This is a genomic window from Mesorhizobium sp. M1348 (genome assembly GCF_040317925.1).
Classification (GTDB): Bacteria; Pseudomonadota; Alphaproteobacteria; order Rhizobiales; family Rhizobiaceae; genus Mesorhizobium.
This window is the reverse complement of record NZ_JAMYLH010000018.1, coordinates 20,061-38,214: the sequence shown is the minus strand read 5'-3', so window position 1 is coordinate 38,214 and position 18,154 is coordinate 20,061. Positions and strand designations below refer to the sequence as shown.

At 59.1% G+C, this 18,154-nt stretch carries 16 protein-coding genes and 1 pseudogene; 10 read left to right on the top strand and 7 right to left on the bottom strand.

Translation table 11 applies throughout. The features are described 5' to 3' along the window. Window positions 1-99 precede the first annotated feature (99 nt). Entirely contained in the window at window positions 100-906 is an 807-nt protein-coding gene (locus tag NKH13_RS24705) for a hypothetical protein (protein WP_352719187.1), read from the bottom strand. Between the two features lie 1,061 nt (window positions 907-1,967). On the opposite strand from NKH13_RS24705, the gene NKH13_RS24700 reads away from it, so the two are divergent. After that, window positions 1,968-2,351 carry a helix-turn-helix domain-containing protein gene (locus NKH13_RS24700; protein WP_352719186.1) on the top strand — a complete coding sequence of 128 codons (384 nt, stop codon included), beginning with the start codon at window positions 1,968-1,970 and terminating at the stop codon, window positions 2,349-2,351. A 105-nt stretch (window positions 2,352-2,456) separates the two neighbouring features. Next, window positions 2,457-2,621, top strand: a pseudogene (locus NKH13_RS24695) (JAB domain-containing protein); the annotation flags it as partial. A 78-nt stretch (window positions 2,622-2,699) separates the two neighbouring features. On the opposite strand, the gene NKH13_RS24690 reads toward NKH13_RS24695, so the two are convergent. Both NKH13_RS24690 and NKH13_RS24685 read right to left on the bottom strand, forming a co-directional pair. Next, window positions 2,700-4,229: an MFS transporter gene (locus NKH13_RS24690; RefSeq protein ID WP_352914998.1), complete on the bottom strand. Its 1,530-nt coding sequence runs from the start codon at window positions 4,227-4,229 to the stop codon at window positions 2,700-2,702. A gap of 61 nt (window positions 4,230-4,290) precedes the next feature. Next, window positions 4,291-4,734 carry a DUF417 family protein gene (locus NKH13_RS24685; protein ID WP_352719184.1) on the bottom strand — a complete coding sequence of 148 codons (444 nt, stop codon included), beginning with the start codon at window positions 4,732-4,734 and terminating at the stop codon, window positions 4,291-4,293. Between the two features lie 91 nt (window positions 4,735-4,825). Between NKH13_RS24685 and NKH13_RS24680 the strand changes: the two genes are divergently transcribed. Continuing rightward, window positions 4,826-5,347, top strand: coding sequence for a MarR family winged helix-turn-helix transcriptional regulator (locus tag NKH13_RS24680; protein ID WP_352667981.1), 522 nt, complete (start codon window positions 4,826-4,828; stop codon window positions 5,345-5,347). A 117-nt stretch (window positions 5,348-5,464) separates the two neighbouring features. Here the strand turns inward: NKH13_RS24680 and NKH13_RS24675 are convergent, their stop codons facing one another. From NKH13_RS24675 to NKH13_RS24665, 3 genes are all read right to left on the bottom strand, one after another. After that, window positions 5,465-8,044: a bifunctional diguanylate cyclase/phosphodiesterase gene (locus NKH13_RS24675; RefSeq protein WP_352719250.1), complete on the bottom strand. Its 2,580-nt coding sequence runs from the start codon at window positions 8,042-8,044 to the stop codon at window positions 5,465-5,467. A 485-nt stretch (window positions 8,045-8,529) separates the two neighbouring features. Next, window positions 8,530-9,396, bottom strand: a complete 867-nt coding sequence (locus NKH13_RS24670; RefSeq protein ID WP_352719183.1) for a class I SAM-dependent methyltransferase — start codon at window positions 9,394-9,396, stop codon at window positions 8,530-8,532. A gap of 139 nt (window positions 9,397-9,535) precedes the next feature. Continuing rightward, on the bottom strand, window positions 9,536-10,726 hold the full coding sequence (locus tag NKH13_RS24665) for a glycosyltransferase family 4 protein (protein ID WP_352719182.1): 1,191 nt from the start codon (window positions 10,724-10,726) through the stop codon (window positions 9,536-9,538). A 495-nt stretch (window positions 10,727-11,221) separates the two neighbouring features. Here NKH13_RS24665 and NKH13_RS24660 point away from each other — a divergent pair, with 495 nt between their 5' ends. The 7 genes from NKH13_RS24660 (at window position 11,222) to NKH13_RS24630 (ending at window position 17,056) form a co-directional block, all read left to right on the top strand. Continuing rightward, on the top strand, window positions 11,222-11,578 hold the full coding sequence (locus NKH13_RS24660) for an SPW repeat protein (RefSeq protein ID WP_051409696.1): 357 nt from the start codon (window positions 11,222-11,224) through the stop codon (window positions 11,576-11,578). Between the two features lie 331 nt (window positions 11,579-11,909). After that, a complete protein-coding gene (coxB, locus tag NKH13_RS24655; protein WP_352719181.1) occupies window positions 11,910-12,725 on the top strand; it encodes a cytochrome c oxidase subunit II in 816 nt (271 codons plus the stop codon). Window positions 12,726-12,816: 91 nt separating this feature from the next. Beyond that, the gene (gene ctaD, locus NKH13_RS24650; protein WP_352466989.1) at window positions 12,817-14,586 is read left to right on the top strand and encodes a cytochrome c oxidase subunit I; all 1,770 of its coding nucleotides are present in this window, start codon (window positions 12,817-12,819) and stop codon (window positions 14,584-14,586) included. After that, the gene (locus tag NKH13_RS24645) at window positions 14,583-15,287 is read left to right on the top strand and encodes a cytochrome c oxidase subunit 3 (RefSeq protein WP_352719180.1); all 705 of its coding nucleotides are present in this window, start codon (window positions 14,583-14,585) and stop codon (window positions 15,285-15,287) included. Before ctaD ends, NKH13_RS24645 begins: the two co-directional genes overlap by 4 nt. A gap of 13 nt (window positions 15,288-15,300) precedes the next feature. Then, window positions 15,301-16,023 carry a heme-copper oxidase subunit III family protein gene (locus NKH13_RS24640; protein ID WP_352719179.1) on the top strand — a complete coding sequence of 241 codons (723 nt, stop codon included), beginning with the start codon at window positions 15,301-15,303 and terminating at the stop codon, window positions 16,021-16,023. A gap of 10 nt (window positions 16,024-16,033) precedes the next feature. Beyond that, window positions 16,034-16,438: a cytochrome C oxidase subunit IV family protein gene (locus NKH13_RS24635; RefSeq protein WP_352719178.1), complete on the top strand. Its 405-nt coding sequence runs from the start codon at window positions 16,034-16,036 to the stop codon at window positions 16,436-16,438. A 144-nt stretch (window positions 16,439-16,582) separates the two neighbouring features. Further along, window positions 16,583-17,056, top strand: a complete 474-nt coding sequence (locus tag NKH13_RS24630) for an aminoacyl-tRNA deacylase (protein WP_352466993.1) — start codon at window positions 16,583-16,585, stop codon at window positions 17,054-17,056. 62 nt (window positions 17,057-17,118) lie between these two features. Here NKH13_RS24630 and NKH13_RS24625 read toward each other — a convergent pair whose 3' ends face one another. After that, window positions 17,119-17,931: a DUF2189 domain-containing protein gene (locus NKH13_RS24625; protein ID WP_352719177.1), complete on the bottom strand. Its 813-nt coding sequence runs from the start codon at window positions 17,929-17,931 to the stop codon at window positions 17,119-17,121. Between the last annotated feature and the right edge of the window lie 223 nt (window positions 17,932-18,154).

Below are 18,154 nucleotides of genomic sequence, written 5' to 3'. Positions count from 1 at the left end.
GCACGACGCCGCGCCGCGCCGAATCCCAACCCGGACTCTTTTGTCCCGATCAACCCACTAAGTGGCAAGCCGAATCCCGCCACCAAAGAACCCAGTTGATCAAAGTCGCTCAAACGCACCTATTCGACTGAAAATGGTACCGACTGTTTCCGCCATCAACTCGAAAGCGGAGACTTGAGCTGCGCAGGCCCATGAGAGTGCCGCGACGATTGATTCAGCAAGAAGTGGCCAAGAAGGACCGTTGCCTAAACCAATTAGCCTGAGTTCATTTCCTTCCGTAGGCCCGCGCTCCGACCCTTGAAGGTAAAGTGCCCTGCCAAGCATGTTAGGATGAGCTGCTTCGCACAGCATACCGTAGGTTGGAACCAGAAATGCTTGACCCGGGCTCTTAGAGATGCGCGTGATTGTCGTGACGATATTTGTGGGATTGTAAATTGTGTCGGCTTCCGGCAAGCGCGAAGAAAAAACTGTCTTCAGGGAATACCGTTCGAGTTCCTCGCACGTGACACACGTGTCGCGTAAATTAATGGACGGATTAAGTATAGGAGCTATTTTGCCTTCTTTGTCCGTACCAAGCAATGTGGCATTGACGGTACGGGAGGCGTCGACAAAAGCGACCGCAGTCTCCAACGCTGAGCGGGATAGCAGGCTGGCACACACAACATCCTGACGACCGAGAGCCCACACGCAACTCCGGCTCAAGTCAATGACCCGGAGCGCATTCATTATCGCGTACGCTTCCCAATTTCCAAGTTGGTCGCGCCAGTAGAAATTGTTGATCGGCAAACAATCAGTTGCCGATTCTGCTACCTCCGCTATTTCGGCGTTGAATGCGTCGGCTGTGCGGAACCTCCACCCGTATGCTTTAGGCAACTTCCTTCCCAACGTATTCAGGCGCCCGATCATTTCGTTCGCGTTGGTAACAAATGGGTTCTCGGAAGGCACTACCCGGTGAAGCACGTCCCTCGGAACCATACCAACCAAGTCAGGCTTGCTTGACTTGGGCATCCTCAATTTCGAAATGGTCGGCCTCCCACCGGGCAATATGACGACTCCGCAGGGCGAACTCTGTTGCGCCGTGAGAGCGTTCATAGGCGGATGTCTGAGAGACTGCAAACCTAGTCGTGTTTGCGACGAGGTTGCTAAATGGTAGCTGCTCGAGGTTTAGGCGTTTTCGCCGCCCTCCTAAATTATTGAAAGATATGGCGCGCCCGGAGAGGTTCGAACTCCCCACCCCCAGATTCGTAGTCTGCGGGGACGTGGCCCCGGCGGACCGGAAAGCCGCCCCGTGGATAGATGCCTGCCGACCGCAGGCAGCATTCGGACCACGGCGGACGGGGACAGTCGGTCCCGCGTCCCGTCCTTGCGGCAGGCGCTATGCTGACGCTCCTGCGGTTGTCCCGTTCACCGTCCGCGGCGAAGGCGAATTTCCTCCGTCCTACGCGCGACAATCGTGCGCTGTTGCGGACGCGCGCAGGGCTGCGGCTTATACGCGGTTCTTCCTTAGAGCGCCGACGGTCGCCGGCGCGGAGCGGTAGGTTAAGGATGTCACCGTCTCCAGAACGACGGCGATCACGAGAGTTATGCGCTTTCGACCTGACTCACGCGCAAACTCGGTTGGCAGTATCGGGCCTTCCTGTTCCCATTCGCCAGACAATGGCAAGTTTCTTGGAAACCGACTACCCCCCAACCCAAGCAAGCGATCCTCATCTGTTCCTCAACGCGGTTCGATGATTTAACCCTCACCAACTCCAGAAGCCACCGCCATAGTCGGTACCACAACCCTATCATCAAGACTCCCAATCAAACGGACCAGGCCAGAATAGGAGTAGTCCTCCTTAGGGGGACAGCAAAGGGCGCGGCGTCCCAGACCGCCACGACCGCCAAAAGGGGCGCGCCTGCCCTCCGGCCTTTTTCTAGCCGGCAGCCCGAGATGGTCCTACCGTGGTCAGAACCCGCTTTCAGTCTTGAGCGAAGTCACCTTAGAGGTGCGTGACGCGCCGGTATCGACAGATGTTCTCAATGAAGATCGCCTTGTCGACCCCAAGCGCCGGGAGGTCGTCTCCGTCTTCACTATGGCGGACCGATCATCCCGACTGAGACTTGGTTTGAGGTGCAAGATGATGGAACCACTGTATCTGACGCCGGAGGAAGTGACCGAACGTTTTCGCGGCGCAATCTCGACCGGGACATTGGCCAACTGGCGAGCATTGCGCGTCGGGCCAGCTTTCGTGAAGATTGGAAAGTCGATTGTCTATCCCGTGGCCGACCTCAACGAATGGGCAAGTCAGCAAACCGTTAGGTGCCGTGCGACAAATCGACTCAACGGGAAGGAACATGAGCAATCGTGAACCTGGTCGAATAAAGTTCACCTACGCACCCCAGAACCCGCCCTCAGTAAACGTCTGTCTCGTCTTTTTATCATGTAATATCAATCAGATACTGAGTCGCGACGGGTGATGCACAACCATCCGTCGGGAGACCCGACGCCGTCGCGCGCCGACATCGAGATGACCAAGCTGATCATCGAGACGGCCAAACCGCTGGGCATTGCCGTTCACGACCACATCATCATCGGCAGGAAAGGCCACTCCAGCATGAAGGGCCTGCTGCTGATTTGATCGAGAATGCCTGCATCACCGCGATCGCGCGCGCACGATGAAGACAGGCGACGATACTGCACTTGGCCAGGCGAGGCGTTATCCCTGCGTCTTCAGCCCCCGAAGCATTGTCACCGCGACAATTGCCGTCAGCAGCACAATCCCCGCGGCAGTCATCAACGTGATGTCCGCCGCGCTCGTGTACGCGCTTCGCGCTGCCAACAATAACGCGCTGCCGTCGCCGAGACTTGGCGCAAGGCTGCTCGCTGCCCCAATACCGCGTAGCGCGGTCTCTATTGTATTGGCGGGAATACCCGCGGGCATGGTGACGCCGAGCGCAGTGCGATAGAGGAGGGTGGCAAGACTGCCAAGCAAGGCGATGCCTAGCGCGCCACCGAACTCGGAGGCCGTCTCGGAAAGGGCCGAGGCAGCGCCGGATCGCTCCTTGGGCGCCGCGCTTACGACGAGGTCCGCGACGATCGCAATGCCGGGAGCCGAGCCGATCGAGAACAGCACGTTTCCCAGAACAATCAGAACCAAGCTGTGTATTTCCCCAGCGTATGCCATCAGGGCAAGACCGCCAGCAGCAAGCGTCAGGCCGAAGCCGAGGACATAAGCTGGCCGCATCAGCCTGAGCACAGCCGAAGTCAACAATGATCCCACGATGAAGCCGAGCCCGGCCGGGATGCTCCAGAGGCCCGCTTCCAGGGGGGTTAGCCCCAAGACCAACTGGAGATACTGGGCGACAAGAACGAGAATTCCGAAGCCAACGAAGAAGTCGAGGACGTTAATGCCGAGCGCCGCCACCACAGCCGGCCGCTTGAACAGGCGCAAGTCAAGCAGCGGATCGGGCAAGCTCATCTGCCGCCTTGCGAACACCACTCCGAACAACAGGCCTAGTGCGACCGCGGATGCCGCCCACACGACACTGCCGCCCTCAGCAACTAGCTTGATCCCGAAGACGATCGGCAACACAGCTGCCAGAGACAAGGCAGCACTCAGGATATCAAGTCGCCCGGCGTTTGGGGTCCTGTGCTCGGGCAGCAATACCGGTCCGACTATCAGCAGAAGCGCCGTAATGGGGAGAGGCACCAGAAACACGGCTCCCCACCAGAAGTGTGATAGAAGCAGACCACCAACGACCGGGCCGATCGCGCCGCCAAACGAGAAACTCGCGACCCAGACGCTTACAGCGAAGGTCCGCTGACGGTCATAGCGGAACATGTTGCTGATGAGAGATAGCGTCGAGGGCGCCAGCGTTGCGCCAGCAATCCCGAGCAGCGCCCGAGCCAGGATGAGCATCTCGGCACTGCGCGCAAAGGCTGCGACCAGCGACAGGAGCCCGAAAGACGTAGATCCAATCAGCAGCAGCTTCCGCCGGCCGATGCGATCGCCAAGAGCTCCCATGATGAGGAGCGACCCGGCCGCCAGAAAGCCGTAGATGTCCACGATCCAGAGCAGTTGCGCGGCCGTGGGCTTGAGGTCGGCGCTTAGCGATGGCACGGCCAGGTTCAGCACGGTCAGATCCATCGCGTAGAGTATGCAGGGCAGCGCGATGATGGCGAGGCCGATCCATTCGCGATGCGTGGCTCGGCCCGCGTGCAGGCCGGTGGTGTCGGATGTGCCCATTGCCATCTCCCGATTGTTGAAGTCCGCTGACGGATTGCCTGGCTGCTTACGCCGCTATCATTCAAAGCGAAGACACGCGCGGCTTTGTGGCCTCCAAGGCCTCACCAGCGGACCAAAGCGCAACCCCGAGAAGGGTCAGGTCCTTGACGATGAAGGCGCCAAGCGCCGGGTCGAGTTGCGGCGTGGTGACGAGGAAACTCAGCGTGACCACCAGCGAGGCAGCGATGCCGTAACTGCCAATTGCCGAGACCCATGGCGTAAAGGGACGCGAGGCCATCATGAGAGCCAAGGCGATCTCCACAACGCCGATGAGGTCCGAGGACAGCTGCTGATTAAGCAGTCCGGGGAGCCAGAATAAGAACGGGCTGTGAACAAGCAACGGATGAATCGCCGTCGCTTCGGCCGCAGTGAACTTCGCCACTCCGAACAACGCGAAAAATAGGACAACGCTATATCGAGCTACCACCTGCCCTGCCACCAGGGTCCATTTCTGCAAAGTTGTCATGACTTTTTTCCTTGATAAGTGCGTGCTACACGCACATAATAAGTCATATAATCGCTAGCGCCGTCAACCCCTCATGATAAAGACTGCCGCCATGACACGTTTGAGAACCGCCAATATGCTTGCCGCCTTCGCTGGCGAAATCGCTGAACGCGTGGACGCGACCCTCAAAAGTCACCCCAACCAAACCGACTCTGCCTCAGCTGCGCTCAACATCATGGGCTTTTGGGAGGGCATCACCAACGCGCAGCTCGCGCGGGCGCTAAACCTCTCGCACACTGCGACGGTGCGTCTGGTCGACAAGCTTGAGGCTCAGGGTTTCGTCGAAGCTCGCAAGGGTGAAGACAAGCGTGCTACGCACCTCCACGTCACTCCGGCCGGCCGCGAAGCCGTATTGCCCGCTCTTGTCGCACGTTGCGCGGCGGTCAACGACTATCTTGGGGTCCTCACCGCGGCTGAAGAAAAACAACTCACCGGCCTTCTCGAAAAGCTAATGCGCCCACTAGCGACGGATGCATACGGGGTCAGCCATTTTTGTCGCCTCTGCGAATTTGCGGCGTGTCCCGGGGACCAGTGCCCGATGCACGCCAACATAGAGTCTTGGCCCGAAATTTGACGGACCATGTACCTTGCGTCGCTGCTGCTGATTTGAGGTTTGTTGTTTTGAGCTTTGTTGCGCGGATGTACCGTGAGGCTCAAGGCAGGTCGGGTCGATAAACTCCGGCGCCGAGGCTCAGCTGGCCGTGCGCAGGCGCCGCGTTCGGACAAAGGTCTTAAGTCCCTCGGAATCAAACGCGTGGCCGAAGGCATAACCCTGCAATATGTCGCAGCCCAGGCCCTTGAGTATCCGTGCATGCTGCATCGTCTCGACGCCTTCCGCGACGACCTCGATACCCAGCGACTTGCCGATTTCAATGATCGACGAGACAACCTGCCTTCTCTGCGGCGATTTGACGATTGGGGTAACCAGCTGCCGATCTATCTTCAGCCGGCGAGGCTGCAACTTCAGCAAACTGACCATCGAAGCGTAGCCGGTACCAAAATCGTCTATTTCGACGTCAATCCCCAGTTCTTTTATCTGCTCGATGTTCCAGGTGACAAGATCGTCGTTCTCGTCCAGGAAAATCGACTCAACGAGCTCAAACGAAACTGTTCCTTTCTTGATATTTTGTTCTCGCAGGCTCTTGATGAGCTCTTCGTCTTGAAGGCGCCTCGCCGAGACATTGACCGACACCCGTGGAATGTTAAGTTTTGCAGCGGACCACTCTTCGAAATCCGAAAGCGATTGCTTCAATATGGCTTGATCGATGATCGAGACGACGTTCAGTTCTTCTGCAATCCTCAGGAAGACGTCGGGCGCCAAAATACCCTTTACTGGATGTCGCCACCTCGCCAGCGCCTCAACCCCAACGATTTCGAGCGTCTTTGCGTCAAATTGGGGCTGGTAGAACGGGATGAACTCGTTGCGCTCGAGGCCGCCGAGAATTTCGTCGGCAATCCGCTTTGTATCGACGATTTCGCTTTGCATCGCGTCGGTGAAGAATTCGTATCGATTGCGCCCACGCCTCTTTGCTCGGTAAAGCGCAATATCGGCGTTCACCAGCAGGTGTTTTGCTTCGACATCTTTTCCGTTGTCGACAGCTATACCCACGCTGACGCCAAAACGGCATCGATGGCCCTGATAGTAGACGGGTTCGCGCATCTGGCTGATGACCCGATCGGCAAGCAGCGCCAGTTGCTTGGTATCGTCGCGTACCACGCACAGAACGATGAATTCGTCTCCTCCGATGCGGGCGACGAATCCTTCGTCGCCGACCTTCGATCTGAGGACTGTCGACGCGTGAACCAACATCGCGTCACCGGCGGCGTGGCCCAGCGTATCGTTGATGTGCTTGAACCGATCCAGATCGATGTGAAGCAGTGCCGCACGCCCGCCGGAGCGCCTGGCGTTTGCCGCGTAGTCTTCCAGTACCTGGTCGAGGTAGCGTCGGTTGGGCAAGCCGGTCAGCGAGTCATGAAGCGCGATGTGCTCTATGCGCGCCTTGGCCGACTCGAGTTCTGCATTTTTCGACTCGGACAGCTGTTTTGCGCGAACCAGATCCTTGTTCAGCAGGACGTCGGCAGTCACGTCCCATTCCGCGCCGATCATTTTTGGGGTGTCGTTTGCGGCCCGGTAAAGGATCGCCTTGGAGCGGACATGACGGACTTCGCCATTCGGGCGCACAATCCGGTACTCCGACAAATATGGTCGTCCGCTGGCCACCGCCCTATCGAAATCTGCATTGGCGCCAGCCAGATCATCTGGATGGATCGCTCCCGCCCAGTCTGTGTAACCCCGGTGCTCCCCCGCTGGTTTGCCATATATTTCATTGACGCGTTCATCCCATGTAAGCTCGTTGGTCGCGAGATCGTGTTCCCAAACCCCAATAGCCGAGGCTTCCAGAGCGAGTTCAAGGCGTCGTGACAATCGGCGCAATTCCGCATAATTGCGCTGTCTTTCGCCTATCAGACGACCCGTGACCAGGAAGGGGAACACAACCAAGGCCCCGGCCGTCGCCATGATCGCGCGCAGCAACCATGCATTACTTGGCGTCGAAGGCCAGCCGTTCTTGGGAATGGCAGCGAGCTGCCACGAGCCGGAAGGAAGCAAAACGTCAGCCGTCACCGGATCGCTTTTGCTGATCTCCTCATTGCCGTAGAATTGACCACCACGGTGACCGAGGGCGTCCCTGCCGATCAGCGCGACGTCGATCCCGAGATCGTCGTCAAGCATGCCGCTCGCTCTGTAAAGGCGCTGCACGTCGACAACGGCGGAAATAATGCCCCAGAACCTTTCCGTGTTGCCCGCGCTCGGCACGAAAACCGGAAAGCGGCCAATGAAGCCTTGTCCTCCCTGCTTCAGCTCGACGGGACCGGCAAGCACCAGCTTGCGTTCGTCTCGCGCCCTTAGCGCAGCCGCACGTTGCCGCTCGTTCTTGCGGTAGTCCAGGCCCATCGCCTGCTCGTTACCCTCCATCGGGTACATCAGGGAAACGACCAGATCGGGCGCGCCGGCAATATTGTTCAATTGCGAGTCGGCGCCAAACAGATTGCTCGCCAGCGAGGCGAAGCGTTGCTGTCCCATATAGGGCTCGGTCACGACCGCGGCGACCAATCCACGCACGAGTTGAAGGTTTCCGTTGATATTGCCTTCGAGCTTGGCACGGATGAGATTGACCTTGGTCAGCACGTCCGCACGGACGGCCTGGTCCGAGACGACTTTGTTCTGGTGCTCCGCGAATGCTGCGCTGATAAGTATGACGACAAGCGCGATCGCCGCCGGAATATTTGCCGACGAAAAGACGACCTCCTTGATGCCGCCGAACCTAGCGCGGAAAAAAGCCAATAGCCGATTCCTCAAGTGCCATTTCAGGTTCCCGGGTCGACCCGATGAGGAACATTAGCTTTCAATGTTTAATTTGACCTTCACGCTCCTTAGAGCTTTTGCACTTTCCGACCGTTGCTGATGTTGCAGGCCCGAGCGGCTGGAGCCAGCTGCCGATTTCCACTGCCATCGTCCCACTGATTGCGATGCGCTGGCGCCGGGGATCCAGCGTCTGCTGACCATTCGCGAGGAGATCTGATGCGAGCGGGAAACGGCGGCCGGCCGCCGTTCCCTGCTCATCTCATGGCGTTCGTCTGTGGAAGCGGACCGACAGAGAGGCCAGCTAGACCAGGCTTGCTCGGAAGATCGAGGAGCGCGAGCGCGATTGCACACTTCGACGCTCCGACCCGAGTACTCAAGAGTGTTGGCCTGGACTAGTGGCCCTCAATCGCCTTGGGAGACACAAGGTATGGTATCTTGCCGACGCTGCGCTTCGTCGCGCCAATGGAATAGGCCATCGGTATCTTGGGAGAGTTCTCGGGCAGGCCGTACATATCCTTGCCGGCCCGCACTGCAAATGAAAAGTGCTGCCACGAAACCGTGTCATGCTCATTGAGAAAATCGAGCGTCAGACCCGCTGAAATCAGCGCATTCACCACGTCACTGATCGGGTGGATCCACTCATAATAGCGAGGATGCTTCAAGATGCGGTCATCGCCGGTGTAGGTCAGTTCCTCGTTCCAGGCGAGCGGCCGAGCTATCGGCGTTCGCCAGTCGTGCTTCAATTCCAGGGCCGCGGCCTTTCGATCGCACTGAAACATCAATGGATGGCCCTCGGCCATGTAGAGGCGGCCGCCGGGTCGCAGGAGATCGGCAACCACCCGCGCCCAACGGAACACGTCGTCCAGCCAGTTTACCGAACCCCAAGTAACGTAAGCGATGTCAAAGGTCCGACCGAGCGCTTCCACCGCCTCGAACAGTGGCGCTTCCACGAAGCGCACGTCGGTGCCTGCCTTCGCAGCAAAATCCCGCGCCGCGGCGATCGCGGTCGGTGAAAAGTCGAGCCCGGTCACACTGCCCGCGCCGAGATTCTTAAGGCTGATCGTGTCAAGACCGATGTGACACTGCAGGTGGACGATATCCTTGCCGGCGATATCGCCGAGCTCGCGCGTTTCCAGCTCATAGAGATTGGATCCGCCGGCCAGCACATTCTCGATGTGGTAGCTGCCCGTTGTGTCGGTCGAGTGCAGTTCGGCCCGATCATCCCAATTAAGGCGGTTCGCGCCCAGAAACCGTTCCAAATTCCCCCCACCCCTGACTGACGCATGGTAAACAAGTCGTTAAAGTACCTTTGCAGCGAAAGTATCGCGCGTCAATCCGGACCGGGCGGCAGTGCGCCAGCGCTCGCAAAAGCCATGGCCCAGGAAGGCTTGCTGCTGATCAAAGGCTTCTGGCGCAATCGCCGCGCCCGGCGACAAGACCCCGCAGGCGCTCCCTGACGCCGCCGTCGTGGTCTGCATGTGGATTAGTCGGTTCCTCAGCCCCCGCGGCCACCATCGCGATGTTTCTGGAGAGCTCGTTTGCGGGGTCAACTGCGTCTGCTGTGCCGCTCGTGAGTGCTCGGTAGAGTGCCACATAATCGCTGCACATGCGCTCGACCGTGAACCGCTTCTCGAACGTCTGCCGCACTCGTGCGCGCTCGAGGCTGTCTATCCGCCGGAGCGCGCCCACAGCTTCCTCCACCGTATCCACGATCCATCCGGACACACCGTGATCGATGATCTCCGGGACGGCGCCACGCCGGAACGCAATCACCGGCGTACCACAGGCCATTGCTTCGATCGTTACGAGCCCGAAGGGTTCCGGCCAGTCGATCGGGAACAAAAGCGCTTTCGCATTGCCCAGAAAATCCGCCTTTTGCCGCTCATCGATCTCGCCAATGAACTCCACGTTCGAATGCCGCAGCACTTGCGGCTCGACCCTTTCCTTCCAGAACGACTGGTCCACCTTGTCGATCTTGGCGGCGATCTTCAGGGGAAACCCGGCTCGCGCTGCTATTTCTATGGCCGTTTCCGGCCCCTTTTCCGGCGAGATACGACCGAGAAATGCAAGATAGCCAGAGGTGTTCGGGTGGAATGGCAAAAGATCGCGGGGCAGGCCGTGATGCACGGTTCCAACCCAATTGACGGGCGGCATGGGCCGGCGCTGGTCGAAGGAAATCGAGACCAGGGGAACGTCGTCGAACATCGCATAAAGCTGCGCCACATCGGGCAGGTCGAGCCTGCCGTGAAGCGTGGTAACCGTTCGTCTGGCAAAATCCCGAATTATGGGGAAGTGCAGAACATCGACGTGGAAATGCAAAACTTCGAATTCATCGGCTCGCCGGCGCACCCGTTCAAGCATCATGACATGGTGCGGAACACCGTCCAGAACCCTGGGATTCAGGCGCAACGCGACCTCGCAACACGGCACCAGCTCGGCTGAGGTACGAGAATCGCCGCTGGCGAACAGCGTCACCTCGTGGCCCTGTCGGACAAGTTCTTCGGTCAGATACGACACAATTCGCTCGGTTCCACCGTAGGTTCGGGGCGGCACGGATTCGGTTAGCGGCGCGATCTGGGCTATTTTCATTTAGAAAATCTTTTCGGCGGCAACCGCCGTCTTTCAAACAAGCTTCGGCGGCAACCAAGACAAGCGAGAGCTTCCCGTTGCAAAGTATTCTATGCAGAGCGTATTTATAGTTGTGCCGTCCGTGCTCCTCCCGCGCAATTAGGTTGCCCTTATTCAATTCCTCTGGATCCAAGAACTGCGATCGCCGAGAAATGTTTCACCGGCTCGATAAAAAGACAGAATGAGCTACGCGCCGCCGCCCCGCCGCCCCTGACCAGGCAGCTTTGGATTTGCTCGATCACCATCAATTGATCCAGGCGTGTCGGTGCCCAATGGAACATAAAGCCCGGAAATCAGTTAGATAGCCGGATTTGACTGGAGTTCGCCAGATGCGCAACTCCGGCCGGGCAAGGGCACTGCCGTGACACGGAGTGAGCGGCTTCGGGCGTATCGCGCCGAACTCAGGCACCACCTTGCCGAACTCGGGAGCCATAAACGCTCCCTATGGAGGATGCCATGAACCAGTGGACAAACGCCAGGCTCTGTGACGTAGCCAACCTGATCCTTGGGGCAATTCTGTTCTTTTCTCCCTGGATCTTCGCCTTTGCGGCAGGCCCGCAGACGCAGAACGCCCTCGGCAGCGGAATCTTGATCGTCGTGCTTTCGATTGCCGCCCTCGCGGCATTTGCCGTGTGGGAAGAGTGGGTGAATCTGGTCGTCGGACTGTGGGTCCTCGTGTCTCCCTGGGTGCTTGGATTCCAGGCGACAACGGCGATGACCGTGCATGTCGTGATCGGCATTCTGGTCGCCGTCCTGGCCGCGATCGAGCTCTGGATGATGTACCAGAACCCTCCGACCCAGTCCGCCGCCTAGCAGGCGCAGCCACCCGGCGCCCTTTTTAGGCCTGACGGATCGATGGGTCGTCTGCCGGCCTCTCGGCAACAGCCGCCGGAGGCCGGATGGCAGTTTGTTTGGACGAGTCCCGAGAAGGATGGCGCATTATGGTCGGTGACAATCCGCGTTCGACGGCCAGGATTGCGGGACATCCCATTCATCCGATGCGAAGGACCGCCAGCACAGAGAAATGGTATTTTTGCCCTTCCCACAGCCGGCTCTAGAATTTTCATCGCAAATCAAGTTATGATGCACTTGGTATTTCCCGGGACGGCTTTGCGCCGCTTGGAATACCGGGAGGAACCGGGACATGGCCGTTGCGCTTGTACTCGTTCTGATAGTCGTGGGCTCGGTGTTGTTCCACTTCCTGAGCCCATGGTGGTGGACGCCGATTGCCTCAAACTGGGACTATATCGACAACACCATCATTATAACTTTCTGGATCACCGGCGTCGTCTTCGCCGCCGTGGTTCTTTTCATGGCCTATTGCGTCTTCCGCTTCCGTCATCGGGAAGGCAATCAGGCGGCATATGAACCTGAGAACAGGCGGCTCGAATCCTGGCTGACGGTCGTCACCGCGGTTGGCGTCACGGCTTTGCTGGTTCCCGGCCTGTTCGTCTGGAGCCGGTTCGTTACCGTTCCAAGCGACGCAACCGAGGTCGAAGTCGTCGGCCAGCAGTGGCAATGGAGTTTCCGCCTCCCCGGCAAGGACGGCAAGCTCGGCACATCGGACACCCGCGACGTCAACGCTGAAAATCCACTCGGCGTGATCGCCGCCGATGCCAACGGCCAGGACGATGTCGTAGTGGAAGCGGCCGACCTGCACCTCCCGGTTGGCAAACCGGTCAAGATGCTGCTCCGCTCGATCGATGTGCTGCACGATTTCTACGTGCCGGAATTCCGCGCCAAGATGGACATGATCCCGGGCTCGGTCACCTATTTCTGGTTCACTCCGACCAAGACCGGAACCTTCCAGGTCCTGTGTGCCGAACTCTGCGGCCAGGGACATCCGATGATGCATGGCGTGGTCATGGTCGATACTCAGGAAGACTATCTGGCGTGGCTTGGCCAGCAGCAGACTTTTGCGCAGCTGTCCGCGCCCCAGCAGATGGGCTCGGCAGAGTAGGAAACCGGAACGACGGCGCGCCGTCGGGATTGAAAATAGTGCGGCAAGCCCGAACTGTCGGGCTGGCCGAAAAGGGCACGGAGGTGTTCCTATGGTCGATATCACACCTGCAGATGCGGTACCGCCGGCCGAAGTCGCGGAAATGGAACTTTACCATCCGCACAGCTGGTGGACGAAATATGTCTTCTCGCAGGATGCCAAGGTCATCGCCATCCAATATTCGGCGACGGCGACGGCGATCGGCATGGTGGCGCTGGTGTTGTCCTGGCTGATGCGGCTGCAGCTCGGCTTCCCCGGCACGTTCGACTTCATCACTCCGGAAGCCTACTACCAGTTCATCACCATGCACGGCATGATCATGGTGATCTACCTGCTCACCGCACTCTTCCTGGGCGGCTTTGGCAACTATCTGATCCCGCTGATGGTTGGCGCTCGCGACATGGTCTTTCCCTATGTCAACATGCTGAGCTACTGGATCTATCTGCTCGCCGTGCTGGTCCTGGTGTCGAGCTTCTTTGCGCCCGGCGGACCGACGGGTGCCGGCTGGACGCTCTATCCGCCGCAGGCGATCATGACCGGTACGCCAGGCGGCCAGGACTGGGGCATCATCCTGATGCTCGTCTCGCTGATCCTGTTCATCGTCGGCTTTACCATGGGCGGCTTGAACTATGTCGTGACGGTGCTGCAGGGCCGCACGCGCGGCATGACGCTGATGCGCCTTCCGCTCACCGTCTGGGGTATTTTCACCGCCACGGTCATGGCTCTGCTCGCCTTCCCGGCGCTGTTCGTCGCCTGCGTGATGATGCTGCTCGACCGGGCGCTCGGCACCAGCTTCTTCATGCCGGCGATCGTCGAGATGGGCGAACAGTTGCAGCATGGCGGCGGCAGCCCGATCCTGTTCCAGCATCTGTTCTGGTTCTTCGGCCATCCCGAGGTCTACATCGTTGCGCTTCCGGCCTTCGGCATCGTGTCCGACCTGATCAGCACCCATGCGCGCAAGAACATCTTCGGCTACCGCATGATGGTCTGGGCCATCGTCGGCATCGGCGCGCTGAGTTTCGTGGTCTGGGCGCACCATATGTATGTCAGCGGCATGCATCCCTATTTCGGCTTTTTCTTCGCCACCACGACATTGATCATCGCAGTTCCAACAGCCATCAAGGTCTACAACTGGGTACTGACGCTGTGGCGCGGCGACATCCATCTCACCATACCGATGCTTTTTGCCCTGGCCTTCATCGTCACCTTCGTCAATGGCGGGTTGACCGGGCTATTCCTCGGCAATGTCGTCGTCGACGTTCCGCTGTCGGACACAATGTTCGTCGTCGCCCATTTCCATATGGTCATGGGGGTCGCCCCGATCATCGTGATTTTCGGCGCGATCTATCACTGGTATCCGAAGGTCACCGGTCGGATGCTGAACGAGACACTGGGCCGGTTCCATTTCTGGGTCACCTTCCTCGGCGCCTATCTGATCTTCTTTCCCATGCACTATCTCGGCTTGATGGGCGTGCCGCGGCGCTACAACGAATTGACCGACATGACGGTGATGACGGAATCGGCCCACCACCTGAACTCGTTCATCAGCATCATGGCTTTTATCGTCGGTTTTGCCCAGATTGTGTTTCTGTTCAATCTCATCTGGAGCATCCGCCATGGCCGTGAGGCTGGCGGCAATCCGTGGCGGGCAACGACGCTTGAGTGGCAGACGCCCGAAACACCGCCCGCCCACGGCAATTTCGGCAAGGATCTGCCGATCGTCTATCGCTGGGCCTATGACTACAGCGTGCCGGGAGCCAAGGAGGACTTCATACCGCAAAACGTTCCGGGCTCCTTCGCGCCCTCCAGGGAGCCGGCATGAGCGTAATCCTGGTTTTCCTGCTCGTGATCGCCGGTATTGCTGGGTGGTGGCTTTCCCATCAGCGGCTAATGACGAAGCCGTGGCTCGAGCAAGGTATGATCGGGGATTTTGTCGCCCTGGACCGATCGGCGCTGCCGACCGCAAAGATCGGTCTCGGCGTCTTCCTTGCCGTCGTCGGCTGCCTGTTCGCGCTGTTCACCAGTGCTTACTTCATGCGCATGGCGCTGTCGGATTGGCGGCCGCTGCCCATCCCGCACCTGCTCTGGCTTAACACCGGCGTACTGGTCTTGAGCAGCATTGCGATACAGTGCGCTTCGCTCGCGGCGCGCAAGGGTCAAGTGGACATGGTCAGGCTCGGCCTCGCCACCGCTGGGCTCACAGCGCTCGTCTTCCTGATCGGACAGCTTGTGGCATGGCGGGAACTGAGTGCGGACGGCTATTTTCTGGCGTCCAATCCGGCCAACAGCTTCTTCTACCTGCTAACGGGAATGCATGGCCTGCATATACTGGGGGGGCTGGTCGGGTTGGGCAGAACGAGCGTCGGCGCCTGGAACGGAGCGCCGCCGCACCGGCTTCGCCTCAGTGTCGAGCTGTGCGCCATGTACTGGCATTTCCTGCTTTTCGTCTGGCTCGCCATCTTTGCTCTTCTGGCCGGCTGGGCTTCGACTTTAATCGACATTTGCCGAGGGTTGCTGACCTAGGAGGAACGGGCGGATGGCAGAGACGACACTGACCCACATCGGCCGAACGGGGCCGCGCCCCCCAGGCTGGCAAGGCATCGCCGCCGACTGGTCCTCGGATCAGCGGGCGTTCAAAAACGTGTCCTGGGGCAAGGCCATGATGTGGATCTTCCTGCTCAGCGACACGTTCATCTTCGGCTGCTTCCTGCTCTCCTACATGACCGCGCGTATCTCAACACGCGTGCCGTGGCCCAATCCGAGCGAGGTCTTTGCCCTGCGCATCGGCGGCTCCGACATTCCGTTGATCCTTATCGCCATAATGACCTTCGTGCTGATCTCAAGCAGCGGAACGATGGCCATGGCGGTCAATTTCGGCTATCGCCGCGACCGCCGCAAGACTGCAGTCCTGATGCTTTTGACCGCAGCACTCGGCGCGACCTTCGTCGGCATGCAAGCCTTCGAATGGACCAAGCTGATCACCGAAGGCGTCCGGCCTTGGGGCAATCCATGGGGCGCTGCACAGTTCGGCGCATCCTTTTTCATGATTACCGGCTTCCACGGCACGCATGTGACGATCGGGGTGATCTTCCTGATCATCGTGGCGCGAAAGGTCTGGCGCGGGGACTACGACGTCGGACGGCCCGGCTTCTTCACCAGCCGGAGGGGCCGCTACGAGAACGTCGAAATCATGGGGCTTTACTGGCATTTCGTCGACCTGGTCTGGGTGTTCATTTTCGCATTTTTCTATCTTTGGTGAGAGGCAGGACATGGCTGAAGCAACCGCAAACGGCCTGGGACAGCATGCGCTGGACCGCGCCCATACCCATGATGCGACGACGACCGGCGTTACCCCGGCGGAGGTTCATCAGGAGCACCCGATCAAGCTCTATTTGGTGGTCTGGGCGTGGTTGTTCATCCTCAGCACCTGCTCCTATCTGGTCGACTATTTCGGCCTCCACGGCTATCTCAGATGGTCGCTGATCCTGATCTTCATGATCCTCAAGGCCGGGCTGATCGTCGCCATCTTCATGCACATGGCCTGGGAACGGCTGGCGCTGACATATGCGATCATCCTGCCGCCGGTGCTGGTTCTGGTGTTCGTGACGATGATGGTCTTCGAAGCGGACTACACGCTTCTCACCAGAATGGCGTTTTTCGGGGCCGGGCCCTGACATGCAATCCGGATCCAGGCCGTCCGGTCCTGGAGCCTTCGCCTTGAAACAATCCACGGCTGGTCCATTTCTGTTGGTATCGGAAACGACTGGCCATGCCGGCGTTTCCACATGCGTCGCGAACACCAGCAAGGGGCGCCCAAGATGACCATCGCAAACAGACTGAAGGACTTCATCGATAGGAAAGGAATTTCCTACGACACCGTCGAGCATCACCGCACGGCGACAAGCAGACAATCCGCCATTGCGGCACATGTGCCTGGCAGCATAATGGCCAAATCGGTTGTCGTTCACCACGACCGTGGCTACGCGCTGGCCGTGGTTCCAAGCACGCACAGGATAGAACTCGCGACATTGCAGGATGTCATGGACAAGCCCCTTGGATTGGCCTCTGAAGACGAGGTGGTCTCGTTGTTCGGCGATTGCGACGTCGGCGCCGTGCCGCCGATCGGCGCTGCCTATGATGTGCCGGTGGTCCTCGACGAAAGCCTCGGCGACGCTCCCGAAGTCTATTTCGAGGGCGGCGACCACAAGACGCTTGTGCATGTGAGCGGCAAAGATTTCCGCGACCTGACAAAGGACGCGCGCCAGGCCCGTTTCAGCCACCCCGCCTATTGAAAGCTCTGCCCCACCCTGCCCGCACCGGCATTTCGCCGGTACGGGCACGGCAGGTTTTCAGCTCACGGTCTGGTGGCCGGCGGCGATTCCACAACTTTCCGATAGACATGCCAGGTGGCATGACCAAGGATCGGCAGCACGACTGCCAACCCGGCGAACACTGGCAGCGAGCCGATGATCAGGGCGACGGCGACGATAAGGCCCCACACCGCCATCACGATCGGGTTGGCCAGGACAACGCGCACCGAGGTGTGGATGGCTTCGTAGGCCCCGACATCGCGGTCGAGCAACAACGGGAATGCGACGACCGTGGTGCACAACACAACCGCGGCGAACACGAAGCCGATGGCGTGACCCAGGATGATGAGCGTCCAGCCGCGTCCCGTGGCGAATATTTCACTGATGAAGCTGGACAGCGATTGCGGTGGCGCCGGGCCGAACAGGGTCTGATAGAAAATCTGGGCCGTCAAAAGCCAGGCGATGAAGATCGCAAGCAGCATGATGCCGACCGCTGCAATAGCCGGCAGTGCCGGAGAACTCCTGACCTCAAAGGCGTGTCTCCACGAGGCATCGAGCCCGGCTTCCCGTCGCCGGCTGATCTCATAGAGGCCGATCGCCGCGAACGGACCAATCAGTGCAAAGCCGGACACAAGCGGAAACAGCAATGGCAGCGTGTTGTTGCCTGATGTCCAGACAGCAAGCACGATTCCCGCAAGCGGATAGATCAGGCAGAGAAAAACGATGTGCGACGGCTTGACCATAAAATCATCGACCCCACGCCTGAGCGCATCAAAAAGATCGGAGACACCGATTTTTCGAACTCTGGTGTGTTCCAGCGTCTCGCTGGCACCTGCTATCACGTGAAAGCTTGCCATGACCATTCCTCCAGACCAGGTCCGGTAAGGTCGCGTTTTACTGTGCTGCCGTTCTGCATGATTGGCCCACGCAAACCGCGACCTGCACCATGATCAATATACTCTCATGCGGGGGACTTGTCGCGCTTTGTAGGAAGGCCGGGAGTAAGGGTCCCGGGTAGCCTGACTAGCTCCAGACGCCGTTTTTCGATATGCTCTTCTAGTCGAAGGTGAAGGTCATGGA